Here is a 22343-nt window from a genome sequence, read left to right as displayed (position 1 = left end):
GAGCAGCACCGCGCCCACGCCCTCCGCGGGCAGATAGCCGTCGCCGTCGGCGAAACTGCGGCTGTCCGCGTGGCTGCCGATCAGGCCCGAGGCGCTCAGGCCCAGATACTTGCGCGGGTGCAGGGAGAGGTTCACGCCGCCGGCGATGGCCAGGCGGCATTCCCCCAGCCTCAGGCTCTGACAGGCCTGATGCACCGCCTGCAGGCCGGAGGCACACATGCTGTCCACCGCCACGCTGGGGCCCTGCAGGTCGAAGAAGAAGGAGGTCCGGTTGGCGATGGCGGAATACGAGGACAGGCTCAGCAGGGCCTGGTCCTCGGCCTCCCGGGCATGCTCGCGGTACTGCTGGTACATGGCGCCGACGAACACACCGACCCGGGATTGATAGCGCTTGCGCAGCTGCTCCCGGGTATGGCCCGCCCGCTCCAGCAGGTGCCAGACGGTCTGCAGGAACAGACGCTGCTCGGGATCGGCCAGCGCCGCTTCCCGGGGGGTGTAGCCGAACAGCGCGGCATCGAAGCAGTCCACCTCGCTGAGGAAACCGCCCCAGTTGCAGTAGCTGGTGTCCGGGCGGCCCTTGTCCGGGGAGTGGATCGCTGCATGATTCCAGCGATCGGCGGGCACCTCGCCGATACCGTCCCGCCCCTGCTCCAGCTGCTCCCACAGGGCCTCGACACTGTTCGCCCCGGGGTAGCGCCCCGCCACGGCGATCACCGCCACATCACGATCCGGCTCCGATGCCGGGCGGGCCGGCTCCGACTCCGCCGCGACCTGGGCGGGCGGGTCGTCGGGCTGCGCAGTGAACGGTTCGGGCCGCTCCGGCGCCGAGCCGGCCACGGACAGGTGCCGGCGCAGTTCGGGCCGATGGCTCTCGAGCAGGGCATCGGCGAGCAGGGAGAGCGTCGGGTACTCGAACAGCAAGGTGGCGGGGAGCGTTCCGAGATCCTCCTCCAGCCGGTCCTGGACCTCCAGCGCGGTCACCGATTCCAGGCCGAAGCGATCCAGGCTGGCCTCCGGGTCCAGCCGCTCGGCCGGCAGCATCAACACCTCGGCGAGGTACTCGGCCAGATAGGCCAACACGGCCTGGCGCAGATCGGCGCCCTCACCCGCCTGCACCGGGCCCGCGCTGGGCGGTGCCTCCACGCCCAGCGAGGCGCGCAGGCGGGGGTGGTCGCCGTCGAGCACCAGCACCTGGTCGTCCGGGAACCGCAGCGCGGCCGCCAGGGCGTTCAGCGCGGGTTCGCTTTCCAGCGGCCGCACGCCGAAGCCCCGCTCCATGCCCCGCAGCACGCTGTCGTCCAGCCGCATGCCGCCCTCACGCCAATAGGGCCAGTCCAGCGCCAGCGTGCGGCCATGGCGCTGGCCGCACGCGCACAAGGCGTTGCGCCAGGCGGCGAAACCGTCCATGAAGGCGTTGGCCGCGGCGTAATCGCCCTGCCCGGCATTGCCCAGGGCGCCGGACACCGAGCCGAACAGCAGCATGAAGTCGAGGGGCAGCGCGGCGGTGGCCTGGTCCAGATTTTCCAGCCCGGCCACCTTGGGCGCGAGCACCTCGGCCAATTCCTCGGCGGACTTGCGCACCAGCAGCTTGTCACGGGTCAGACCGGCGGCGTGCACCACGCCATCCAGGCGGCCGTGTTCGCGCAGGATCTCCGCCACCAGCGCCCGGACCGGTTCGGCCTCGGACACATCCACACGCCGATACCGCAGATCCGCCGGCAGACTCTGCAAGCGGGCCTCGTCCCGGGCACCAAGTCGGGAGCGGCCGGTGATGTAGACCACCGCCTGCCGCGTGTCCCGGCCGATCGCCTCGCACAACTGCCGCCCCAGGCCGCCGGCGCCACCGGTGATCAGGTAGACGCCGCCGTCCTTCCAGGGGCGCGGCGCGGGCGTCGCCTCCGCGCTCAATTCCCGCCAGCGACGGACCTGGCGTTCGCCGCCGCGATAGCGAACTTGCCCGGCGTCCGCGTCCTGTTCCTGCTGCAGGCAGGCCAGCAAGGCCTGAGAGTCGTCGTCACTGCTGATGAGCTGACACCGCAAGCCGGGTCGCTCCAGGCTGGCACTGCGCAGCAGGCCGGCCAGGCCCTCGAACAGCATGGATTCGCCGCCCGCCGGCAGCACCAGCTGCAGCAGGGCCTGCTCGTGCCGCTCACGGATCAACGTACGCACCGCCTCCAGCAGGGCCGCGGCATGGCGGCTGTAACGCTGCGCCACGGAACCCTCGGTCGCGGGGCATTCACTGATTCGGGCCTGGGGCCACCGGTCGGCCAGCGCCGCGGCCGAGCCGGCGGGGAACTCACACAACAGCACCCGCACCGCCGCGTCCGGCCCCGGCGCCCCGGGGCTCAGCGGCTCGCTCACCCAGCGCGGGGCGAACAACAAGGGCAAGGGAGCCTCGGCCATCGCCTCCTCGGTACTCGCCACCGACGGGCTCACCGCCAGCGCCTGGCTATCGACGACCGGCAGGCGCTCCGGCGCCCAGTAACGCTCCCGGGCGAAGGGATAGGTGGGCAGGCTCAGTTTGGGGGGCAAGGGCTGGCCCTCGCGCAAGGCGGACCAATCCACCACACCACCCTCGACCCAGTAGTCGGCCAGCCCCGACAAGTCGTGCTCGCGCAGCAGCGCGCGGGCACGTTGCGGCTCCCGCCGCCGCGCCGCCCTCGCCCGATACAGGCCCGGCGCCGCCTGCTCAGCGGCCAGCAGGGCATCCAGCGCGGCGAGCAGCCCGGCGCGATCCGCGGCCACCACCGCCGCCCGCTCCTCGAAGGCCTCCCGACCTTCCTGCAGTACCCGGGCGGCGGAGGGCAGCCAGGCTTCATCCAGCCCCTGCAGGGCGGAGCGCAAATTCGCCGCGGCCTCGCGCAGGCGCTCCTCGTCTCGGGCGGACAGGGGAAACAGCCATGGGCCGGGCGCGGCGGGTGGCGTCGACGGCCTCGGCTGCTCCTCGATGATCAGATGGGCATTGGAACCGCCGGCGCCGAAGGAGGACAGACCGGCGAGGCGCCGGCCTTCCCGGCCCTGCGGTCGTGGCCAGGGTTCGAGCGTGCGCTGCACGGTAAAGGGCGAATCGGCGAAGTCGATGCCCGGGTTGAGGGTCTGCGCATGCAGGGACGGCGCCAGCTGGCCGTGCTTGAGCTGCAGCAGCACCTTGCTCAGACCGGCGATCCCCGCCGCGCTCTCGCAGTGGCCGATGTTGGACTTCACCGAGCCGATGGCGCAGAAACCGCGCTCCGACGTGTGCTCCTGGAAAGCCCGGGTCAGCGCGTTGATCTCGATGGGATCGCCCAGGCTGGTGCCGGTGCCGTGGGCCTCGATGTAGCCGAGCTCCCGGGCGCTGACCCCGGCCCGGCGCAGGGCGCGGGACACGGCTTCGGTCTGGGCACGGGGATTGGGCACGGTGTAACCGTTGGTCTTGCCACCGTGGTTCAGCGCGGAGGCGCGAATCACCCCATAGATCTGGTCGCCGTCGGCCAGCGCGTCATCCAGGCGACGCAGCAGCACCGCGCCCACGCCCTCGCCGGGCACGTAGCCGTCGCCCCCCTCGCCGAAACTCTCGCAGCGCCCCTTGCTGGAGAGAAATCGCCCCTGATCCAGCGCCAGGTACTTGTTCGGGTGCAGCGAGAGATTCACGCCCCCGGCCAGGGCAGCGTCGCAATCACCGGAGCGCAGGCTCTCGCAGGCCAGATGCAGCGCGCTGAGCGAGGAGGAGCACATGCTGTCCACGGCCAGGCTGGGTCCGTGGAAATTGCAGAAGTACGAAACACGGTTGGCGATGGACGCCGGGCTGCCGCCCAGCGCCAGCGGCCGTCCGGCCTGGGTGCTCTCGGCGCCGTAGAGCTGGTATTCCTCGTACATCACGCCCACGTACACGCCCACATTGGCGCCGGGCAACTCGCCGCCGCGGGCCAGACTCGCCCGGGTGTGGCCGGCGTCCTCCAGCGCCTCCCAGGCGCACTGCAGGAACAGACGCTCCTGGGGGTCCATGAACGCCGCCTCCCGGGGGGCGATATTGAAGAACAGCGGGTCGAAGCGATCATGGTCGTCGATGAAACCGCCCCAGTGACTGCGCAGCTCGAACCGCTGGTGATCCCAACGTTCCACCGGAATCTCGGTGATGCTGTCCCGGCCCTGGGCGAGGTTGCGCCAGAAGGCCTGCGGGTCCCGCGCCCCCGGGTAACGTCCGGCCAGGCCGACGATGGCTATGGCCTCGCCCCCGGCCGACGGTGCCGGCTCCCGCGGTACCGGGGCGGCGGCGGATTCCACCCCAGCGGTGATCGCCGAGGCCGCGTCCTCGCCGCCCGCCAGCTTCGCCACCGCCGCGCCATGGCGGGCGAGGAAATAATCGGCCAGCGCATCGAGTGTCTGGTACTCGAAGAACAGCGTGCTGGAGAGCGGGCCGAAGTCCCGCTCCAGGCGCTCGCTCAGCCGGGCGATGAGCATGGAGTCGATGCCGTAGTCTTCCAGCGGCGCATCGGTCTCGATGGTCTCCCGCGCGACCCCGGTCTCCTCGGCCACCAGCGCGGCCAGATACTGCCTGAGCGCGGCGGGCGTGAGGCTGGCATCGGCTTGGCGCTCGGCCTGCCGCTTGGGGCCATCCCCACCGGCAAGACGTACCGTGAAGCCCCGCAGACGAACAAGCAGCTCACCCTGCTCGTCGGTCAAGTCCAGATCGATCCGCTGCATCCGCGCGCCGGCGGACTGGATGCGCACATGGGCCCACATCCGCTCGGTGGTGGGCGCCAGCAGTTCCACCCGCTCCAGGGCGAAGGGCAGTGCCGTGCGGTCATCACCGCCGCTTTCCGGGAACAGGCCCAGACAGGCCTGGAAGGCGCCATCCACCATCGCCGGATGCAGGGCGAAATCGCCCGCCGCGGCCTCGGGCAGGCGCAGACGCGCCAGCAGCTCATCGCTGCCCAGCCACAGCTCGGCCACGGCGCGCATGCCAGGGCCGTAGTCCATCCCGAGGGCGGCGTAGCGGGCATAGAATTCGCCCACATCCCCGGTCGTGGGGCAACGGGCACGCAGCATCGCCAGATCGAGTCGGCCGCGCTCAGCCTCTTCCAGCGCGGCGATCACGCCGCTGGCGTGCAACTGCTCCGACTCCCCGGCACCACTCAGCAGGCGGAAGACGCTGGCGCCCTGCTCGCTGGCCTGCAGCGCGATGCCCGTGGTCGGGCCAGCCGCCAGCGGACGCAGAGGCTGCAACCAGCGGACCTGTGTCAGCGACAGCGGCTGGAATTCCGCCCCCCCCAGCGATTGGGCATGGACCGCGCGCGCAAGCTCCAGGCTCATCGCACCCGGCAGCATGGGCTGCCCGCCGATGCGATGATCACGCAGGTAGAAGACGTCGGGATCCAACCGCAAGGGGTAGTAGCTTGCGCCATCGGCACGCGGCGTAGGCTCGGCGCCATCGGCCGGCGCGCTCGCCGTGGCCGGCTGCCTGCGATAGACCTCCCGGGCGAAGGGATAGCCAGGCAGATGCACCCGGCGCAGCGCTTGCGGATAAAGCCCCTGCCAGTCCAGCGCCCCACCCTGCACCCAGTGCCGGGCCAGCGCGTCGAGATCGCCACCGACCACCGGCAGCACCTGTGCCGCGGCGCGGGATACGGCTCGCCCCTGGTGCACCTGCCCGGCATCGCCATCGAGCCAGGCAAGCAGCCGTGTGCGCAGCGCCGCGAGGCTTGCGACCGGCACCGCCAGCCGCTGCTTCATCGCCTCTCGGCCCAGCTGCAGGGTATAGGCCAGCTCGGCCAGCGAGGCCTGCGCCGCCTCGGCACTCTCCAGCCAGCCCAGCAATTGCCGGGCCTGATCCGCCAGGCGCGACTCATCCCGGGCCGAGAGCACGATCAACGCCGGCCCCTCAGGCACGGCCGGGGGCTCGGCGCTCGGGCGGTACTCTTCCAGGATCACGTGAGCATTGACGCCGCCGAAGCCGAAACTGCTGACACCGGCCCGCCGGGGCAGCGCCCGCCCCCGGGCATCGCGCACCGGCGCCCAGGGCCGGGCTTCGGGCAACAGCTGGAAGGGGCTGTCGGCCAGATCGATGTAGGGGTTGAGTTCCGCGCCGTGCAGGCTGGGGGCCAGCTCCTGGCGGCGCAGCTGCAGCAGCACCTTGATCACCCCGGCCACCCCGGCGGCCAGTTCCAGATGACCGATATTGGTCTTCACCGATCCCAGGCCACAGGCCACGTTCTGAAAAGCCTCCCGGGGCGCCTCCGCGCTCAGGGCGCGGAAGGCGGATTTCAGCGCATTGACCTCCACCGGGTCGCCCAGCGCCGTACCGGTGCCGTGGGCCTCGATGTAGCCGACGCTGCGCGGGTCGATGCCGGCGCGGCGGTAAACCGTCTTCAGCAACGCCGCCTGGGCGGCGGTATTGGGGGCGGTGAGGGAGTTGGCCCGGCCGCCGTGGTTCACGCCGCTGCCACGAATCAGGCCGTAGATGGCATCACCGTCCCGCTCGGCATCCCGCAGGCGCTTGAGTACCAGCATGCCCACCCCCTCGCCCCGGCCGTAACCGTCGGCCTGGGCGGAGAAGGTCTTGCAGCGCCCGTCCGGCGAGAGCATGCCGGCCTGGGCGAAGGAGATATGGGCCTCGGGGGTGATGATGGTGTTCACCCCGCCCACCACGGCCATCTCGCAGTCACCGCCGCGCATGGCCTGCACCGCCCGATGCAGCGCCACCAGGGAGCTGGAGCAGGCGGTCTCCACCGGCTCGCTGGGGCCGTGCCAGTCCAGGAAATAACTGATGCGATTCGGCCCCACCGAAGGCACCGAGCCGGTGGCGACATACCCCTCCCCGCCGGTCTCCTCGCCCAGGGTCTCCCGGTAGCCACTGGACGAGGTCCCCACGAACAGTCCCACCCCGCGCCCGGCCAGGCTCCGGGGGTTGTAGCCGGCGTCCTCGATGGCCCGCCAGACGTGCATCATCATCAGCCGCTGCTGGGGATCCATGTACTCGGCTTCCCGCGGCGAGATGCCGAAGAACAGCGGGTCGAACTCGAACACCCCGTCGATGAATCCGCCCCAGTGGATATCGGTCTTGCCCGGCTCATGCCGGGGGTCCCCATCCAGCGCCCGCCAGTCCCAGCGATCCGCGGGGATGCGGCGGATACCCTCGCCGCCGCTCCAGAGCAGCTCATCGAAGGCCTGCAGATCCGCGGCCCCGGGGAAGCGGCAACTCACACCGACGATGGCTACGGCCTCGTCATCCGCCGGCGCGTGCCCCGGCTCCGGTGACCACGCGGCGGCCACAGGGCGCTCCGGCGCAGCATGGGTCTCGGGCCGCGGCGCCGGGGCGGGCTCTTCAGCCGCCGGCAGCGACGGCGCGATATGCTCGGCGAGCCGCGCCAAGGTGGCGAACTCGAAGAAATCCGCCGGGCTCAGGGAAAGCCCCAGCTCGGCATTCACCCGCGAGGCGTAGGCGGTCATGGTGATGGAGTCGAAGCCGTACTCTCCCAGCTCCGTGTCCTCTTCCAGCGCCTCGGGTTCCACCTCCAGCACCGCCGCGGCGATCGCCACCAGCGCGGCCAGGGCCCGCGGGTAGGGCGCGGCCTCGGGAATGGCCTCGAGCGTCGCCTGCACCGTGCTCGCCACCGGCGCCGCGGACGGCCTGGCGGCCAGCGGCGTGGCGGCAGACGGCGCAGGGACGGGCGGTGCGCTACTGCGCTCGAACCAGTACTCGTCCCGGGCGAAGGGATAGCCCGGCAGCGCCAGGCGCCGGGGGCGTGGCTCGCCGTAGAGCGCCTGCCAGTCCACCCGCAGGCCGCGCACCCACAGCTGCAACAGGCTGTCGTGGCGGCCCCGGGCGGGCAGATCCAACAGGCCGCGGGCCAGTTCCGGGTCGGATTGCAGCACGGCGATGGTGCCCCGATGAGGCTTGACCCGATCCTGGTGCAGGGCCTCGTCATCCGCCTCCGCGAGGAAGGCCCGCAGGCGCTCGCCCACCTGCCCCAACGAGCCGGCGACAAAGCCCAGTCGGTACTCCATGGCGTCTCGGCCGCACTGCAGGGTGTAGGCCAGCTCCGTCAGGCTCGCATCCGCCTCCAGCGTTCCCAGGGCGTCCAGCAGGCGCCGGGCCGAGGCCTGCAGCTGCGCCTCGGTACGGGCGGAGAGCACGATCATGGCCGGCCCGGGCAAGTCCACCGGCGCGGCGGCGGGCGCCGTGTATTCCTCCAGCACCACATGGGCGTTGCTGCCGCCGAAGCCGAAGCTGCTCACCCCCGCCCGTCGCGGCAGCACGCGCCCCGCCGCGTCCAGCGGTCGCGCCCAGGGCCGGTTCTCCCGCACCACCTGGAAGGGGCCGAGCTTGAGGTAGGGGTTGAGTTCGTCGCAGTGCAGGGTCCGGACCAGCTGACCGTGCTTCATCTGCAGCAGCACTTTCATGATGCCGGCAATGCCGGCGCCCAGTTCCAGATGGCCGATATTGGACTTCACCGACCCGATACCGCAGCTCAGGGGCGGCGCCGGGCCGTGGGCCGCTTCCGCCTCCGCGCTCAGATCGGCGAAGGCACTGCACAGGGCTTCCACCTCGATGGGGTCGCCCAGGGGGGTGCCCGTGCCGTGGGCTTCGATGTAGCTCACCGTGCGGGGGTCGAAGCCGGCGCGGCGATAGGCGCTGCGCAGCAAGTCGGCCTGGGCCCGGGGATTGGGCGCGGTCAAGGAGCTGGCACGGCCGCCGTGGTTCTCGGCGCTGGCGCGGATCACCGCCAGGATGCGATCGCCATCGCGTTCGGCATCGGCCAGTTTCTTCAGGTAGATCAGGCCCCCACCTTCGCCGCGAACGTAGCCGTTGGCTTCCGCCGAGAAGGGCTTGCAGCGCCCGTCCGGCGCCAACATGCCGGCCTTGCTGAAGCCGACGAAGGCATCGGGCAACAACAGGGCATTGATGCCCCCGGCCAGGGCCGCCTCACAACCGCCGCCGGCGATGGATTCCACCGCGCGGTGGATGGCGACCAGGGCACTGGAACAGGCGGTTTCCACCGCCACGCTGGGGCCGTGGAAATTGAGCTGGTAACTGATGCGGTTGGGCCCGAGCGAGGGCGCCAGACCGGTCATGGAATAGCCTTCCACCGCCGTGCCGGACTCGGCCAGCAGGCGGCTGTAGCCGGTATCGGCGGTGCCGATGAAAACCCCGGTGGACGACCCGGCCAGACTACGCGGCCCGTAGCCGGCGTCCTCGATGGCCTGCCAGGCCAGGGTCAGCAGCAGCCGCTGCTGCGGGTCCATCATCCGGGCCTCGGGGGGCGACACGCCGAAGAAGCCGGGGTCGAAGGCCGCCAGCCCCTGGATGAAGCCACCCCACTTCGCGTTGCCACGGCCGGGCTCGGTAGCCGGGTCACCCCAGTAATCGCGCCAATCCCAGCGCTCGGCGGGTATCTCGCCGATGCAGTCCCGGCCCTCGCGCAGATTGCGCCAGAAGGTGTCCACATCCTCGGCGCCGGGGAATACGCCGCTCATGCCGACGATGGCGACCAGGCTGTCCTGATCGTCGCGGGGGCTGGCAATCACCGTCGTGGGCGATGCTTCGGGGGACGGCGCTTCAACGCCCGCGGCGGCCTGCGCCTCGTTTGCCGCGGGCGCAGACGACGAAGACGATTCCACCGGCGCCGGCGGAGCCGACGACGCAGTGGATGCCGCCGGAGCCGCCGGCGCTTCCACGCCCAGCGCCGCCGCGGTGGCCGCGCCGTGTTGCTCGGCCAGGTAGCCCGCCAGCGCCTCAAGGGTGGGATATTCGAAGAACAGGGTGGGCACCAGCTCCAGCCCGAACTGCTCGTTCAGGGCATTGGCGAACTGGGTGAAGCTGATGGAATCAAAGCCGTACTCGCTCAGCTCCATGTCCGGCGCCAGATCCTCCGGCTCCACCTTGAGCTGGCGACAGACCTGGCGCACCAGCGCCGCCTGCACCCGCTCGCGCAGCAGCGACGAATCCGGCGCCGGGGCCGCCGCGCTCGCTTGAACCGCCACCGACGCGCGCCAGCGCGGCGGCTCGGCCACCCCCAGCACCCGGGCACGCACCCGCGCCGCATCCCCCGCCGCCACCAGCACCCGAGGCGCCGCACCGGCCAGGGCCCGATACAGGGCGGCGAAACCGTCGGCGCTTTCCAGCGCGGTGAGTCCGCTGCTGCGGGTCATCAGAGCCTGGGCCACCTCGCTCATGCGCATGCCCCCGCTGCGCCATAGCGGCCAGTCCACGGCCAGGGTGCGCCCCTGGCACAGACCCGCGCCGCGCCGGGCTTCGCGCTCCAGGGCGTAGCTGTCCAGGAAAGCGTTGGCGGCGGCGTAGTCGGCCTGCCCCGGATTGCCGAAGGCACCGGAGAGCGAGGCGAACAGCACGAAGAAATCCAGCGGCTCATCACCCAGCGCCGCATCCAGGTTCAGCGTGCCGGCCACCTTGGGCGCCAGTACCCGGTCGAGTTCCGCCCCGTCCTTGTCCGCCAGGGCCCGATCCCGCACCAGTCCGGCGGCGTGCAGCACGCCGTCGATGCGGCCGTGGCGCCGGCGCAGTTCCGCGATTCGATCCTGCACCGCGGGGCCATCGGCCAGATCCAGCGGCTGGTAGCGGACATCGCCCGCCAGCCCGTCCAGCCAGGCTTGCCGCTCGGCATCCAGCGCCGAACGGCCCAGCAGCAACACGTGAGCATCGGCCTGCGTGGCGAGGATCTCTTCGGCCAGCTGGCGGCCCAGCGCGCCGCCGCCCCCGGTGATCACATAGACACCACCGCTGCGCCAGGGCGCGGGCGCCGTCGCGTCCTCGGCCAGGTCCCCGGCGGCACGCCAGCCTTCGCTTTGCAGGGCACCCTGCTCCCAGCGCAGGCGCTGCAATTGCGGCCGGCGGGCGGCCTCGGCCAGCACCCCGGCCAGCGCCTCGCCCTCGGTTTCCGGTGGCACCGTGATCAGCTGACAGCAAAGGCCGGGCTGCTCCAGGCTGGCCGTGCGCAACAGGCCCGCCAGACCGGTCAGCCCCGCGGCCTGGGCACCCTCCTCGGCCAGGACCAGCTGCAGCAATACCGGCGCCCGGGCGGCCTCCGCCAGCAACGCCTGCAGGCGAGCCAGCAAGGCCCGGGCGTTCTGCCCGTAGCGCGCGGCCGGGGCCGAGGCCGAGGCGACAATGTCTTCCAGCCGCTCGCAGCGCCACTCCGGCTGGCCCGCGCGCAGGCTCGTTACCGCGGCCTCGCCGATACCGCCGAGCAGAACCTGCCGGGTGCCGAAGGCCGCCGGCTCCACCGGCTCGCCGGCCGGCTGCTCCCATTGCGGCTCGAACAGCAACACCGCCTCGTCGGCGCGGCGGTTCAGCACCCGGGTGGCGAAGCCCCGCAGGCGGACCCGCAGCCCACCCTGCTCATCCAGCAATTCCAAGGTCAGGGTGCGTACCCGAGTACCCGTGGAGGACACCTCGGCGGGCCCGACCCGCGCCCACATGCGCTCAGTGCAGGGCCCGAAGACTTCCACCCGATCCAGGGCGAAGGGCAACGCCGCTCCCGCCTCCACCGGCTCGCCCTGCTCGTTCAGCGCCACCCCCAGGGCCGCCTGGAAGGCGCCGTCCAGCAGGCCCGGATGCAGCTGGAAATCCGCCAGGCCGGCGGCAAAGCCTTCGCCCAGGCGCAGGCTCGCCAGCACCTGGCGCGCGCCATCGGCACCCTCCCCCAGATGCAGGCTCTCGATCACCTGGTGGCCCGGCCCGAAGTCGATGCCGAGCTGCCCGAACAAACCATAGACCCGCGCCGCCTCCAGGCGCTGCGGATACGCCGCAAGCAAGGCCTGCGGCACGTCCTCGGCCTCGCCGCCCGCGTCCTCGCTGGCCGGGGCCAGCACGGCCTGGGCATGCAGCCGGGGCTCGCCCTGCTCGTCGACACTGCTGATCTCGACCCGGGGCCAGGGCTCGTCGGCGGCGTGAATCAGCGCCACCTCCACGGCCACCGGCGCGTTCACCCTGAGCGGCAACAGCCACACCACCCGGCGCAGCCCCACCGGCCCCAGGCCCGCCTCGCGGGCGGCGGCACAGGCAAGCTCCAGGTACATCACCCCGGGCAGCACCGATTCGCCCTGAACCCGATGGTGGTCCAGGAAGAACTCCTCGCCACTGAACTCCACCCGGTAGCGCTGATGGCCGATCTCGCGCAGCACCAGCGGCGCCTCCGGCGAGCGGGCGTTCTGCGACTCACTGGGCGCCGGCAAGCTGTCCGCAGACGCGCGCGCCACCGACTCGCCGGCGCCCGACTCATCGGGAACCGGCAGCCAGTAGCGCTTGCCCTCGAAGGGATAGGCCGGCAGGCGCAGGCGTCGCCGGGCACCGGCGGGGTGAGCCAGGGGCCAATCCACCGCCTCCCCGTGCACCCAGCGCCGGGCCAGTTCCTCGGCGGGCCATTCCCGCGGATCCAGTCGCACATCCCGCTCACGCGCGGCCCGAGCCACCACGCCGCGGGCGACCCCGCTGGTGTCGCCGGCAATGAAGCTTTCCAGTTGCCGGCGCAGCGCCGCGTGGTTGTCCGCCACGAAGGCGACCCGCTCGCGCAGGGCATCCCGGCCGATTTGCAGGGTGTAGGCCAGATCCGCCAGCTCGTGGCCATCCAGCGCCGGCAGCAGGCGGCGCGCGATCTCCCGCAGCGCGGACTCGCTGCGCGCCGACAAGGGGATCACCAGCGGCCGGGGGCTGTCGGCCTGCGCCGAAAGGGCCGGCGGGCGGTATTCCTCGATCAGCAGGTGAGCATTGGCGCCGCCGGCGCCGAAGGAGCTAAGCCCCGCCCGACGCGGCTGCTCTACCCCATCGATACGCGGCCGCGTCCAGGGGCGGGCACGGTCCAGCAGGTAGAAGGGGCTGCCGTCCAGTTCCAGCAGCGGGTTGGGTTCCTCGCAGTGCAGGCTGCGGTATTGGGTGCCGGAGCCCATGGCCAGCAGCACCTTGACCAGCCCCGCCACCCCGGCGGCGGTCTCCGCATGGCCGATGTTCGACTTGACCGAACCCAGCCCGCAATGGGGCTGCGCCGGCGCCGGCAGCCCGTGCTCACGATACAGTTCGTCGAAGGCGCTCTTCAGCCCCTCCACCTCCACCGGGTCGCCCAGCGCCGTGCCGGTGCCGTGGCACTCGATCATGGATACGCTGCGCGGATCCACCCCCGCCTGACGGTGTGCCTCGACGATCAGCCGCGCCTGGGCGGCCGGGTTGGGCGCGGTCAGGGAACTGGCGCCGCCGCCGTGGTTCTCCGCCGAGCCGCGGATCACGCCGAGGATAGGGTCGCCGTCGCGTTCGGCCAGATCCAGCCGTTTGAGTAGCACCGCGCCGACGCCATCGGCGCGGGCGTAGCCGTTGGCCTCGCGGGAGAAGGTCTTGCAGCGGCCGTCCTCGCAGATCATACCCACCCGGGAAAACATGATGTGCTGGGTGGGCGAGAGCATCAGATTGGCGCCGCCGGCGATGGCCATCTCGCAGCCTTCGTGGCGAATGCTCATCACGCCCCGGTGAATCGCCACCAGAGAGCTGGAGCAGGCGGTATCCACCACCTGGCTGGGGCCGTGGATGTCCAGCAGATAGGAGAGCCGGTTGGGGCAGAACACGTGCCCCAGGCCGGTCATCTGCGCGGCCTCCATCAAGCCGGCGCGGTTGGCCAGGTCGGTGTAGTCCTGCAGATTGATGCCGAGGAACAGGCCCACCTTCCTGCCGGACAAGGCCCCCGGGGCGTAACCGGCGGATTCGATCAGCCGCCAGACGCACTGGATGAACAGCCGGTGTTGAGGGTCCATCAACTCGGCTTCGTTGGGGGGGATGCGGAAAAAGCCCGCATCGAAACGATCGTGCCCGGGCACGAAGCCGCCGTATTTGACGTCGGTGTAGGCGCCCTTGCGTGGGTCGCCGTGGACCGCGCGCCAGTCCCAGCGCTCCCGCGGCACTTCGTCGATGCAGTCCACCCCCTCGCGCAGATGGGCCTCGAACTGCGCCAAATCGGCGCTGCGGGGGAACATCCCCTCCATGGAAATGATGGCGATGGGGGCGGCGCCGGCCTGCGAGGCCGGGGTGGCCTGCGTCGGCTGCGACGATTGCGAGCGGGCGGCACGGGGTCGGCGCCGGGCGCCATGGCGGGCCAGCCAGGCCTCCGGACCGCCGGAGTCGGTGGCAGAGGGAAGCTCGCCGGCGGACACGGCGGGGCGTGGTTCCTTAGGCGGCGCTTCCTCCGCCACCGGGGACGGCGACTCGACGCGGGCATAGTGCGCCTCGATGGCCGCCTCATGGCGCTGATACAGAATACGGCTCAGATCATCCAGATGGCGGGCCTCGAAGAAGGTGGTGGGCGCCACCGAGATGCCGAAATAGCGTGACAGCTGGGCCATGACCTCAGTGATGGCGATGGAATCCACACCGTAGTTGGCAAGGTTCTCCCCCGGGTCCAGGCGCTGCTCGGGAATGCGCAGCGCGTCGGCGGCGATGCGCAGCACATCCGCCCGCAAGCCCTGTTCCGTGGCCGACACCGCGGCACTCTCCGCCACCGGTTCGGCCGTTGCTGCGGGTTCGGCGGCGCCTGACGCGGCCTGTGCCGCGGGCGGCGCATGGGCGTCCAGCCGGGCACGAGCCCGCTCGATGAGCTCGGCCTCCAGCAATCGACGCATGCGCTCGGCCAGATCGTTCATCGTGCCGCGACCTCCCCGGCGGGCGCGTCCTGGTTCAGCATGTCCCGGTAGCGGCGCATCTGCGCCAGCAGCTTCCACAGATCCGCCTCGAACAGGTGCCGCTGCGAGCGCACGAAGTAATCCTGGCCCAGATCCGGTTGATCAATGCGCTTGGCAGCGAGAAAGGCGGCCAGCCCCGGGGAGCGGGCGGCCAGCGCCCGGGCGTAGTCCAGCACGAACTGCCCCTGGGTCTTCAGCCCGTCCCCCAACCCGCCGGCGGCGTTGATGAAGCCCATGAACAGCAGGTTGTCATGGTTGCGCGGCGTGGAGTGCAGGAACAGATCCGGAATGCCCGATTTCCACTCCAGCAGCTCATCGTCCAGGAAGGGGAACTCCCGGTCATAGCCGGTGGCGTAGATCACGGTGTCGATCCGCTCCCGGGAGCCGTCGGCAAAGTGCACCGTCTGCCCCTCGAAGGCGGCCACATCGCCCTTGGGGGTGACGTCGCCGTGGCCGATGTGGTGGAGGATCAGCGAGTTCATCACCGGGTGGGCGGCATCCAGGGGGTAGTCCGGGCGCGGCAGGCCGTAAGCGGCGCCATTGTAACCGGCCAGGCTGAATACCTGCTCGATATAGGCCAGGGTCTCCTGCTTGCTGGCGAACTTGCTGCCCAGCTCCATCATCCACTGGGGCGTGGGTTTGCCGTCGATGAATTTCGGCTGATAGTAGTAGCCCCGGCGGGTGCTGTGGAACACCGCCTCGGCCTGGTGCACCGCATCCACCGCGATGTCGCAGCCGGAATTGCCACCGCCGATCACCAGCACCCGCTTGTCACGCAGCTGCTCGGCGCTGCGGTAATCCCGACTGTGCAGGCTCTCGCCCGAGAAGTGCCCGGGATAGGCCGGATCCGGATAACGGGGCACCCGCTGCAGGCCGTTGCAGACCACCACCAGGGCATAGCGGCGCTCCTCGCCGTGCTGGGTGCGCAGCAGCCACTGCTCGCCGCGGGGTTCCAGCCGCTCCACCCGGGCATTGAAGAAGGCCCGCTCGTAGAGGCCGAAGGCCCGGGCGTAGTCACGCAGATAGCGCAGCATCAGGCGATGATGGGGGTACGGCGGATACGCCTCCGGCATGGGGAAATCCGCCACCTGGGTGTTGAACTTGGGCGAGATCAGGTGCAGGGAGCGGTAGGTTCGGCCGCAGGCGGCCTCGCTGTTCCAGACACCGCCGAAATCGGCCTCGGCCTCGTAGAGGTCGAAATCGATGCCGCCCTCGGCGAGCTCGCGCCCCACCCCCAGGCCGGTGGGTCCGCCGCCTATGATGGCTACCCTGAAATCGCTCATCCCAGCTCCACCTCATCGTCGATGCGCAATTCGTCCAGTTCCCCGGCCTCCCGGGTCAGCACCCCCTGCAGCAACAGGCAGGGTTCGCCGGCGGGCGTGTACAGGGCCAGGCTCGGCGGGCCGCCTTCCGCCGGCTGCCAGAGCCGCGCCAGCCGGGTCTCGGGGAGCTGATCCCCCAGGCGCAAGGCCTCGATGGCGTAGGGGAAGCGCGGCTCGCCGCCCTCGCGGAAGGCCAGCAGGCGCCACAGCCGCTCCAGCAGCGCCGGTGCCAGCGCCTCCTTGTCGCAGCCCTCCAGCCGGGCCAGCAGTTCCCCGTCGCGACGATAGACGTCGGACACCCGCAGCGCCCCGGGGAGCTCGCCATCCCGGGCATCCAGACCCGCAGCGAAACGTTCATGGGCGGTGGTCAGATCCTCGCCACGGAAACTGTCGGGCGCCAGGGCCGGCGGCCAGGCCGGCAGCGCATCCTCCGCGATAATCTCCCCCAGCAGGCAGGGTGACTGCTCGGCACCGCGGATTCGCACATGGAAGTACTCGCCCTCCTGGTCGGCGCCGGATACCAGCTCGAAGGCCGGCGGCTCATCCCCGGCGGGCAGGGGCGCGCCCCAGACCAGATGCTTCATGGCCCGCAGCGGTCGCCCCAGGGCCTGTTCCGCCATGACTCGGGCCAGCTCCGGCAGGAAAAGCCCGCTGAGCAAGCGCGCGCCAGCATGGGGCCAGGCTCGCCGCCAGCTCTCATCGCCCCGCGGGCGACGGCTGACCAGGCTCTGAGCCGGGGCTTGGGGGGCGGGCGCGGTCTGTACGGGGGATTCCTCCACCCAGTGGCGCTCGCGGGCGAAGCAGTAACCCGGCAGACGCAGGCGATGCCCACGGGGCAGCAGAGCGGCCCAGTCCACGCTCAGGCCGCGCACCCACAGCCCCGCCAGCCGCTCCAGGCTCTCGGCACTGCCCGCGCGCAACCATTTCTCCGGCAGGGCCCGGGCGTCGGGGTCCGATTCGAACAGGGCCACGGCGGCCTCGTCCCGCTGGCCGCGATGGAGATGACCGAGGGCCTGACCGGCCACTGCCGCCCCCAGGGCGCGCAACAGGCTCTCGCGGTCGTGGTAGACGAAGGCCAGACGGGCCTCCATGTCGCTGCGCGCCACCTGCAGGGTGTAAGCGAGCGCTGCCAGGTTCAGTTGCGGCCTGGCCACCACATGGCGCTCCATGGCCTCGGCCGCGGCCTGCAGGCGGTCCTCGTCCCGGGCCGAGAGAGTGAACAGCCAGGGGCCCGCGCCTTCGGCCGCGGGTTCGGCCCGCGGGTACTCTTCGAGCACCAGATGGGCGTTGGTGCCGCTGAAGCCGAAGGAGCTCACCGCCGCCCGACGCAGGCCATCGGCCGGGGCCGGCCAGGGACGGGCTTCGGTGTTCAGGTAGAAGGGCGTGTCGTCCAGGCGGATATGCGGGTTCAGCCGCTGGAAGTTGATGCTGGGCGGCAGTTCGGCCTGTTCCAGCGCCAACATGGCCTTGCTGGCACCGGCCACGCCCGCCGCGGCCAGCAGATGCCCCACATTGCTCTTCACCGAACCCAGGGCGCAGGCATCGCGCCTGGGATCATCCGCGAAGGCATCCCGCAGGCCCTCGATCTCGATAGGGTCGCCCAGGGGCGTGCCGGTGCCGTGGGTCTCCACCAGGCCGATGCTCGCCGGGTCTATGTCGAAACGCCGGTAGACCTTGCGCAGCAAGCGGGTTTGAGCCTGGGGGTTGGGGGCGGTGATACCGTTGGTCTTGCCGTCCTGGTTCACGCCCCAGCCGCGGATCACCGCGCGTATGGGGTCGCCGTCCCGCTCGGCATCCTCCAGGCGCTTGAGCAGCAGGACCCCCACCCCCTCACCCGGCACGAACCCGTTGGCGCGCTCATCGAAGCTGTAGCAGCGACCCTGCGCCGAGAGCATGCCCACCTTGGCGGTATCGATGAACATGGACGGGCCGATCAGCACACAGGCGCCACCGGCCAGTGCCAGGTCGCTGTCGCCGAGCAGCAGACTGTTGCAGGCCTCGGCAATGGCCACCAGGGAGCTGGAGCAGGCCGTGTCCAGGGAGATGCAGGGCCCCTGCAGGTCCAGCAGATGGGCGATGCGGGCCGCGAGGATGGAACCGGAGCTGCCCAGCAGGCTGTAGGCATTGCGCTCGGCCACCCGATCGGCGTAACCGCTGGGCCCGCTGCCAACGAACACGCCGCACTGGTTGCCGGCCAGCCGGCGGGGGTCCAGGGCCGCATCCTCCAGCGCATGCCAGGCATGCTCCAGGAACAGGCGTTGCTGGGGGTCCATCAACTCCGCCTCGCGGGGCGTGATATTGAAGAACCGCGGATCGAACAGCTCCACCTCGTCGATGTAACCCATCCACTTGCAGTAAGAGGCGTTCGGCTGCTGGGGGTCCGGGTGGTAATGGCGGGCGATATCCCAGCGCTGGAGCGGCACCTCGCTGATGCAGTCACGCCCGGCCTGCAGGTTCTCCCAGTAGGCCTGCAGGTCCGCCGCCCGGGGGTAACGGCCCGAGGCACCGATGATCGCCACGGCGCCCGTCGGCGTGGAGCCAGTCGGGCGCGGGGCCACCTCCGACGCGACGGACGGCTCCTTCAGCGGTTCCTTCAGCGGCTCCTTCAGCGGCTCGTTTGGCGGCTCGTTTGGCGGCTCCGAAGCCGGCGCGGTCCGGACCGCCTGTGCCGCTTCCCACCGGGCGGGCGGCTCCGGGTCCCGCGGCAGCAGCGTCGCCACCTGGGCCAGCAAGGCCCCCACCGTGGGATGGGCGTACACGGCCGTGGCGGGCAGCTCGATTTCCAGTTCGGCGTTGAGCCGCCGTATCCAGGTGAGCGCCAGGATGGAATCCAGCCCCAGCTCCAGGAAGCTCGCGCCATCGCGGATCTCCTCCGGCGCGATCATCAGCTCCTCGGCGAGGCTGGCCACCAGCCTGGGACGCAGGCTCCGAAGGCCCTGCCCCCCCCTGCTCGCGCCAGGCGGCACCGTCGCGGGTTCCGGAGGCTGTTCAGGGGCCGCCGGGGTCTGGGCTTCGGCTGCGGGCAAGGCCGGACGCAGGCCGCTGACATGGTCCACCAGTGCCCCCACGGTGGGATGGGCATACACGGCCGTGGCCGGCAGCTCGATCTCCAGTTCGGCATTCAGCCGGCGTATCCAGGTCAGCGCCAGGATGGAATCCAGGCCCAGCTCCAGGAAGCTCGCCGCGTCACGGATCTCGCCCGGCGCGATCATCAGCTCTTCGGCGAGGCTTGCCACCAGCGACTGGCGCAGGCCCGCCCGGTCGGCCGCCACCGGAGCGGCGGTCGCGGCGGCGGGCGGCTCGGCGCCGAAGGCCTGCTCGATACGCGCCATGACCCGCGGGTTGTCCACGAAGGTGCGCTGGTGCATCGCCAATTCCCCCGCGAACACGCCCTCCAGGCGTGCCTGCAAGGGTGCAGCCAGCGCCGCTTTGTGCGCCAGCAATTCCTCCCGGGGGCGTCCCGCCAGGGCATGGGCCATGGCCAGTGCCCTGGGCAGCACCTCGGCGGACGGATGGACCATCAGCTCCGGGGCCCGTGCCGCCAGCTCGCGGCCCTTGTACTCCCGGGCGCTGAACAGCACCTCTCGGCCCAACTCGTCGCCGAAGCGGCTGGGGAAGATCAACGTGGCGCCGGCCCCGGGGGTGAAGCCGTACCAGAGATAATTGCTGTGATACACGCTCTCGGCGCTGAACAGGCTCAGATCGCAGAACATGCCCAGGGACCAGCCAGCGCCTATGGCATGGCCCTGCATGGCGCCGATCACCGGCAGCTCGCACTCCAGCGGCAGGTTGTAGATCTTCAGGTCCGTGAAGCGGCTGTCGCCGCGCTGCAGCTCCCGCAATCCCGACCGGGTGCCGCCGCAGGCGAAGTAGGCATCGAAACCGGTGAGCACCACCACCTTGAAATCAGGCCGCGACCGTATCAGGGCGAAGGCCTCCTGCAGCCCTGCCATGAAGGCGGGGGTGAAGGTGTTCTTGTGCTCTCGCTCGAGCATGCGCAGCAGCACCACGCCATCCTCGAAGGCCTCCAACTCCACCACGGGGCTTGCCAGCGGCACGGCGCGGCCTGGGCCGGCGGGGGTCGCCGCGGGTTGGCTGGCAATAGCGCGCAGCCTCTCCCGCTCCGCCCGGGTGTCCACGGCAAGCGGCCCTCCGTGGCGCATATGGCGCTTGAGCTCGGTCAGCGCCAGCCGCGGCGCCTCGGCGATCTGAGCAGCCAGGCGCTGGGCGGCGGCGTCCAGTTCCGTCGCGGGCAATACCCGCAGATCGCCCCCGGCCGCGCGCAGCGCCGCCCCGGTGTAGCGCTGGCCGTCGCTCAGCAGGGCGCGCGCCGGATCAGGCACTACGCCCGGCTCCGCCTGGGCGCCCCCGTAGTGGGCCTCTTCGGCCAGCAGCAGGAAATCGGCCCCCAGGGCAAAGTCCAGACCCGCGCCTTCGGCCCCCGCCGGCAGGCAGAGCACCACGGGCAGCGCACAATGGCGCGCCGCCGAGGATACGGCCACCCCGGCCTGGGGTGTCCAGGGATCCACGGCCCGCAACAGCAGCACGCGCACCGTCTCGTCCAAGGCGGCCTGAGCCAGTTCGTCTTCCAGCCGCATTTGCGCCTCGGCGCTCCAGTCCCCGTGCAGGGTGAGACTGCGCACGCCCTCCACCGGCTCCGCCCGGTGCAGGGCGACTTCGCGACGGACTTCGCGCCCCAGGGGCGCCAGACGCACCTTGCCCGGAGCCGACGACGCGGGGGGACTCGCCGGCGTGGCGGGATCGGTCAGGCGGACCCGGCCAGGGCTGCGCCCGACGCTCGGCGTGATTGGCTCTTCGGCGGCCGCGGCCTGCGTGGGCGCCATCGGGCGCGGCGCCGCCTCGGGGGGCTCGCCCACCCAGCAGGACGTGGCGGCGAAGGGGTAGCCGGGCAGCGGGATGCGCCGGGCATCGGGCAGCAGCCGCTGATAGGGCACGCTCTCGCCGCGCAGATAGCGTTCGGCCAACTGGCACAGACCGGACCGCCAGTCGTGCTCGCCGCGGCGCAGGGCTTCGATCAGCGCCCCGCTGGCCTGCTCGGCGGCCGGGTCCTCGGCCGCGGGCAGCTCATCCAGCGCGGCGACAGCGACCGCATTGTCGGCGTCGCCGTTCAGCCAGGAGCCCAGTTGCCCGGCCAGGTCGGCGAGACCCACGGCCACCACGGCGAGCCGATGGGCGAAGTGGCGACGCCCGACCATCAGGGTGTGGGCCACGTCGGCCGCTTCGGCCTCCGGGGACGCCTGCAAGCAGGCACGCAGCCTTTCGGCCTGCTCGCGCAGCTGCGCCTCGGTGCGCGCCGACAGCACGAACAGCGAGGCCGGCGCGGAAAGGTCGTGCCGCGGGCGCTCCGGGCCCTCCTCCAGCACCAGATGGGCATTGGTGCCGCTGAAGCCGAAGGAGCTGATCGCCGCCCGGCGCGGCCCTTGCGCGGGTGCCTCCCAGAACCGGGCCTGACGATTGAGGTAGAACGCGCCCTGGTCGAAGTCGATGGCCGGATTGCCCGCGCCCACATGGATGGCGGGCGGCAAGGTCCGGTGTTTCATGGCCAGCAGCAGCTTGACCAGCCCCGCCGCGCCGGCCGCGGTGGTGGCGTGGCCGATATTGGCCTTGATCGAACCCAGGGCGCAGTAGCCCCGCTGATCGGTCCAGCCGGCGAAGGCCCGACTCAGGGCCTCGTGCTCGATGGGATCCCCCAGCACCGTCCCCGTGCCGTGAGCCTCCACCAGGCCGATACCGGTCGGGTCTATGCGGAAATCCTCGTAGACCTGACGGATGAGGCGTTCCTGGGAGGCGGCGCTGGGCGCGGTGATGCCGTTGGTGGCGCCGTCCTGGTTGATGCCGGAAGCGACGATGAGCCCATGGATGGTATCGCCATCGGCCAGCGCCTGGGACAGGGGCCGCAACAGCACCGCCGCCACCGCCTCGCCGGGCACGATGCCGTCCGCCCCTTCACCGAAGGCCGCGCAGCGCCCACTGGGCGAGAGCATGCGGGCCTGGTTGGCGTAGCGGTAGAAGCGCGGCGTGCATTGCACGAACACGCCCCCGGCCAGCGCCAGCTCGGATTCGCCGTTCCACAGGCTCTGGCAGGCGAGATGCACCGCCACCAGGGAGCTGGAGCAGGCGGTATCCACGGCGATCGCCGGGCCCTTGAGGTCCAGATGATAGGCGATGCGCGCCGGGATCAGAGAGCTGGTATTGCCCCAGAAGGCCTGCCCCGGGGGCTGCTCCCGGAACAGCTCCTGATAGTCCCCGGCACTGCAGCCGACGAACACCCCGCAGCGCCGGCCCTGCATGTCCGCGCCGGCGTGACCAGCGTTCTCCAGGGTCTTCCAGGCCTCCTCCAGG

The 22343-nt window shown here is 71.3% G+C and carries 3 protein-coding genes (2 of these 3 cut by a window edge); all 3 read right to left on the bottom strand.

Features of this window, described 5'->3' with window-relative positions:
• Tightly spaced (each overlapping or abutting the next), the 3 genes in view from GBG68_RS01915 to GBG68_RS01905 form a layout consistent with a single transcriptional unit that may run on beyond the window.
• Positions 1-14619 carry the 5' portion of a non-ribosomal peptide synthetase gene (locus GBG68_RS01915; protein ID WP_152144554.1) on the bottom strand. The gene continues 5259 nt to the left of window position 1, outside the view, so only the first 14619 of its 19878 coding nucleotides appear in the window; its start codon is at positions 14617-14619; the stop codon falls past the left edge of the window.
• Entirely contained in the window at positions 14616-15941 is a 1326-nt protein-coding gene (locus GBG68_RS01910; protein ID WP_152144552.1) for a flavin-containing monooxygenase, read from the bottom strand. The genes GBG68_RS01915 and GBG68_RS01910 overlap by 4 nt, the downstream gene beginning before the upstream one ends.
• Positions 15938-22343, bottom strand: the 3' portion of a protein-coding gene (locus tag GBG68_RS01905) for an SDR family NAD(P)-dependent oxidoreductase (RefSeq protein ID WP_193222175.1). Its footprint extends 14282 nt past the window's final position; 6406 of the gene's 20688 nt are visible here — the last part of the coding sequence; its start codon lies beyond the right edge, outside the window — the gene reads right to left on this strand; the stop codon is at positions 15938-15940. The genes GBG68_RS01910 and GBG68_RS01905 overlap by 4 nt, the downstream gene beginning before the upstream one ends.

This window comes from Alkalilimnicola sp. S0819 (assembly GCF_009295635.1).
Classification (GTDB): Bacteria; Pseudomonadota; Gammaproteobacteria; order Nitrococcales; family WHIW01; genus S0819.
The sequence above is the reverse complement of the archived record's forward strand: the minus strand, read 5'-3'. Positions and strand labels throughout refer to the sequence as shown.

Bases quoted from the DNA above. Each gene is read 5' to 3' on its own strand.
- GBG68_RS01910 (WP_152144552.1), bottom strand. From the start codon at position 15,941: ATGAGCGATTTCAGGGTAGCCATCATAGGCGGCGGACCCACCGGCCTG.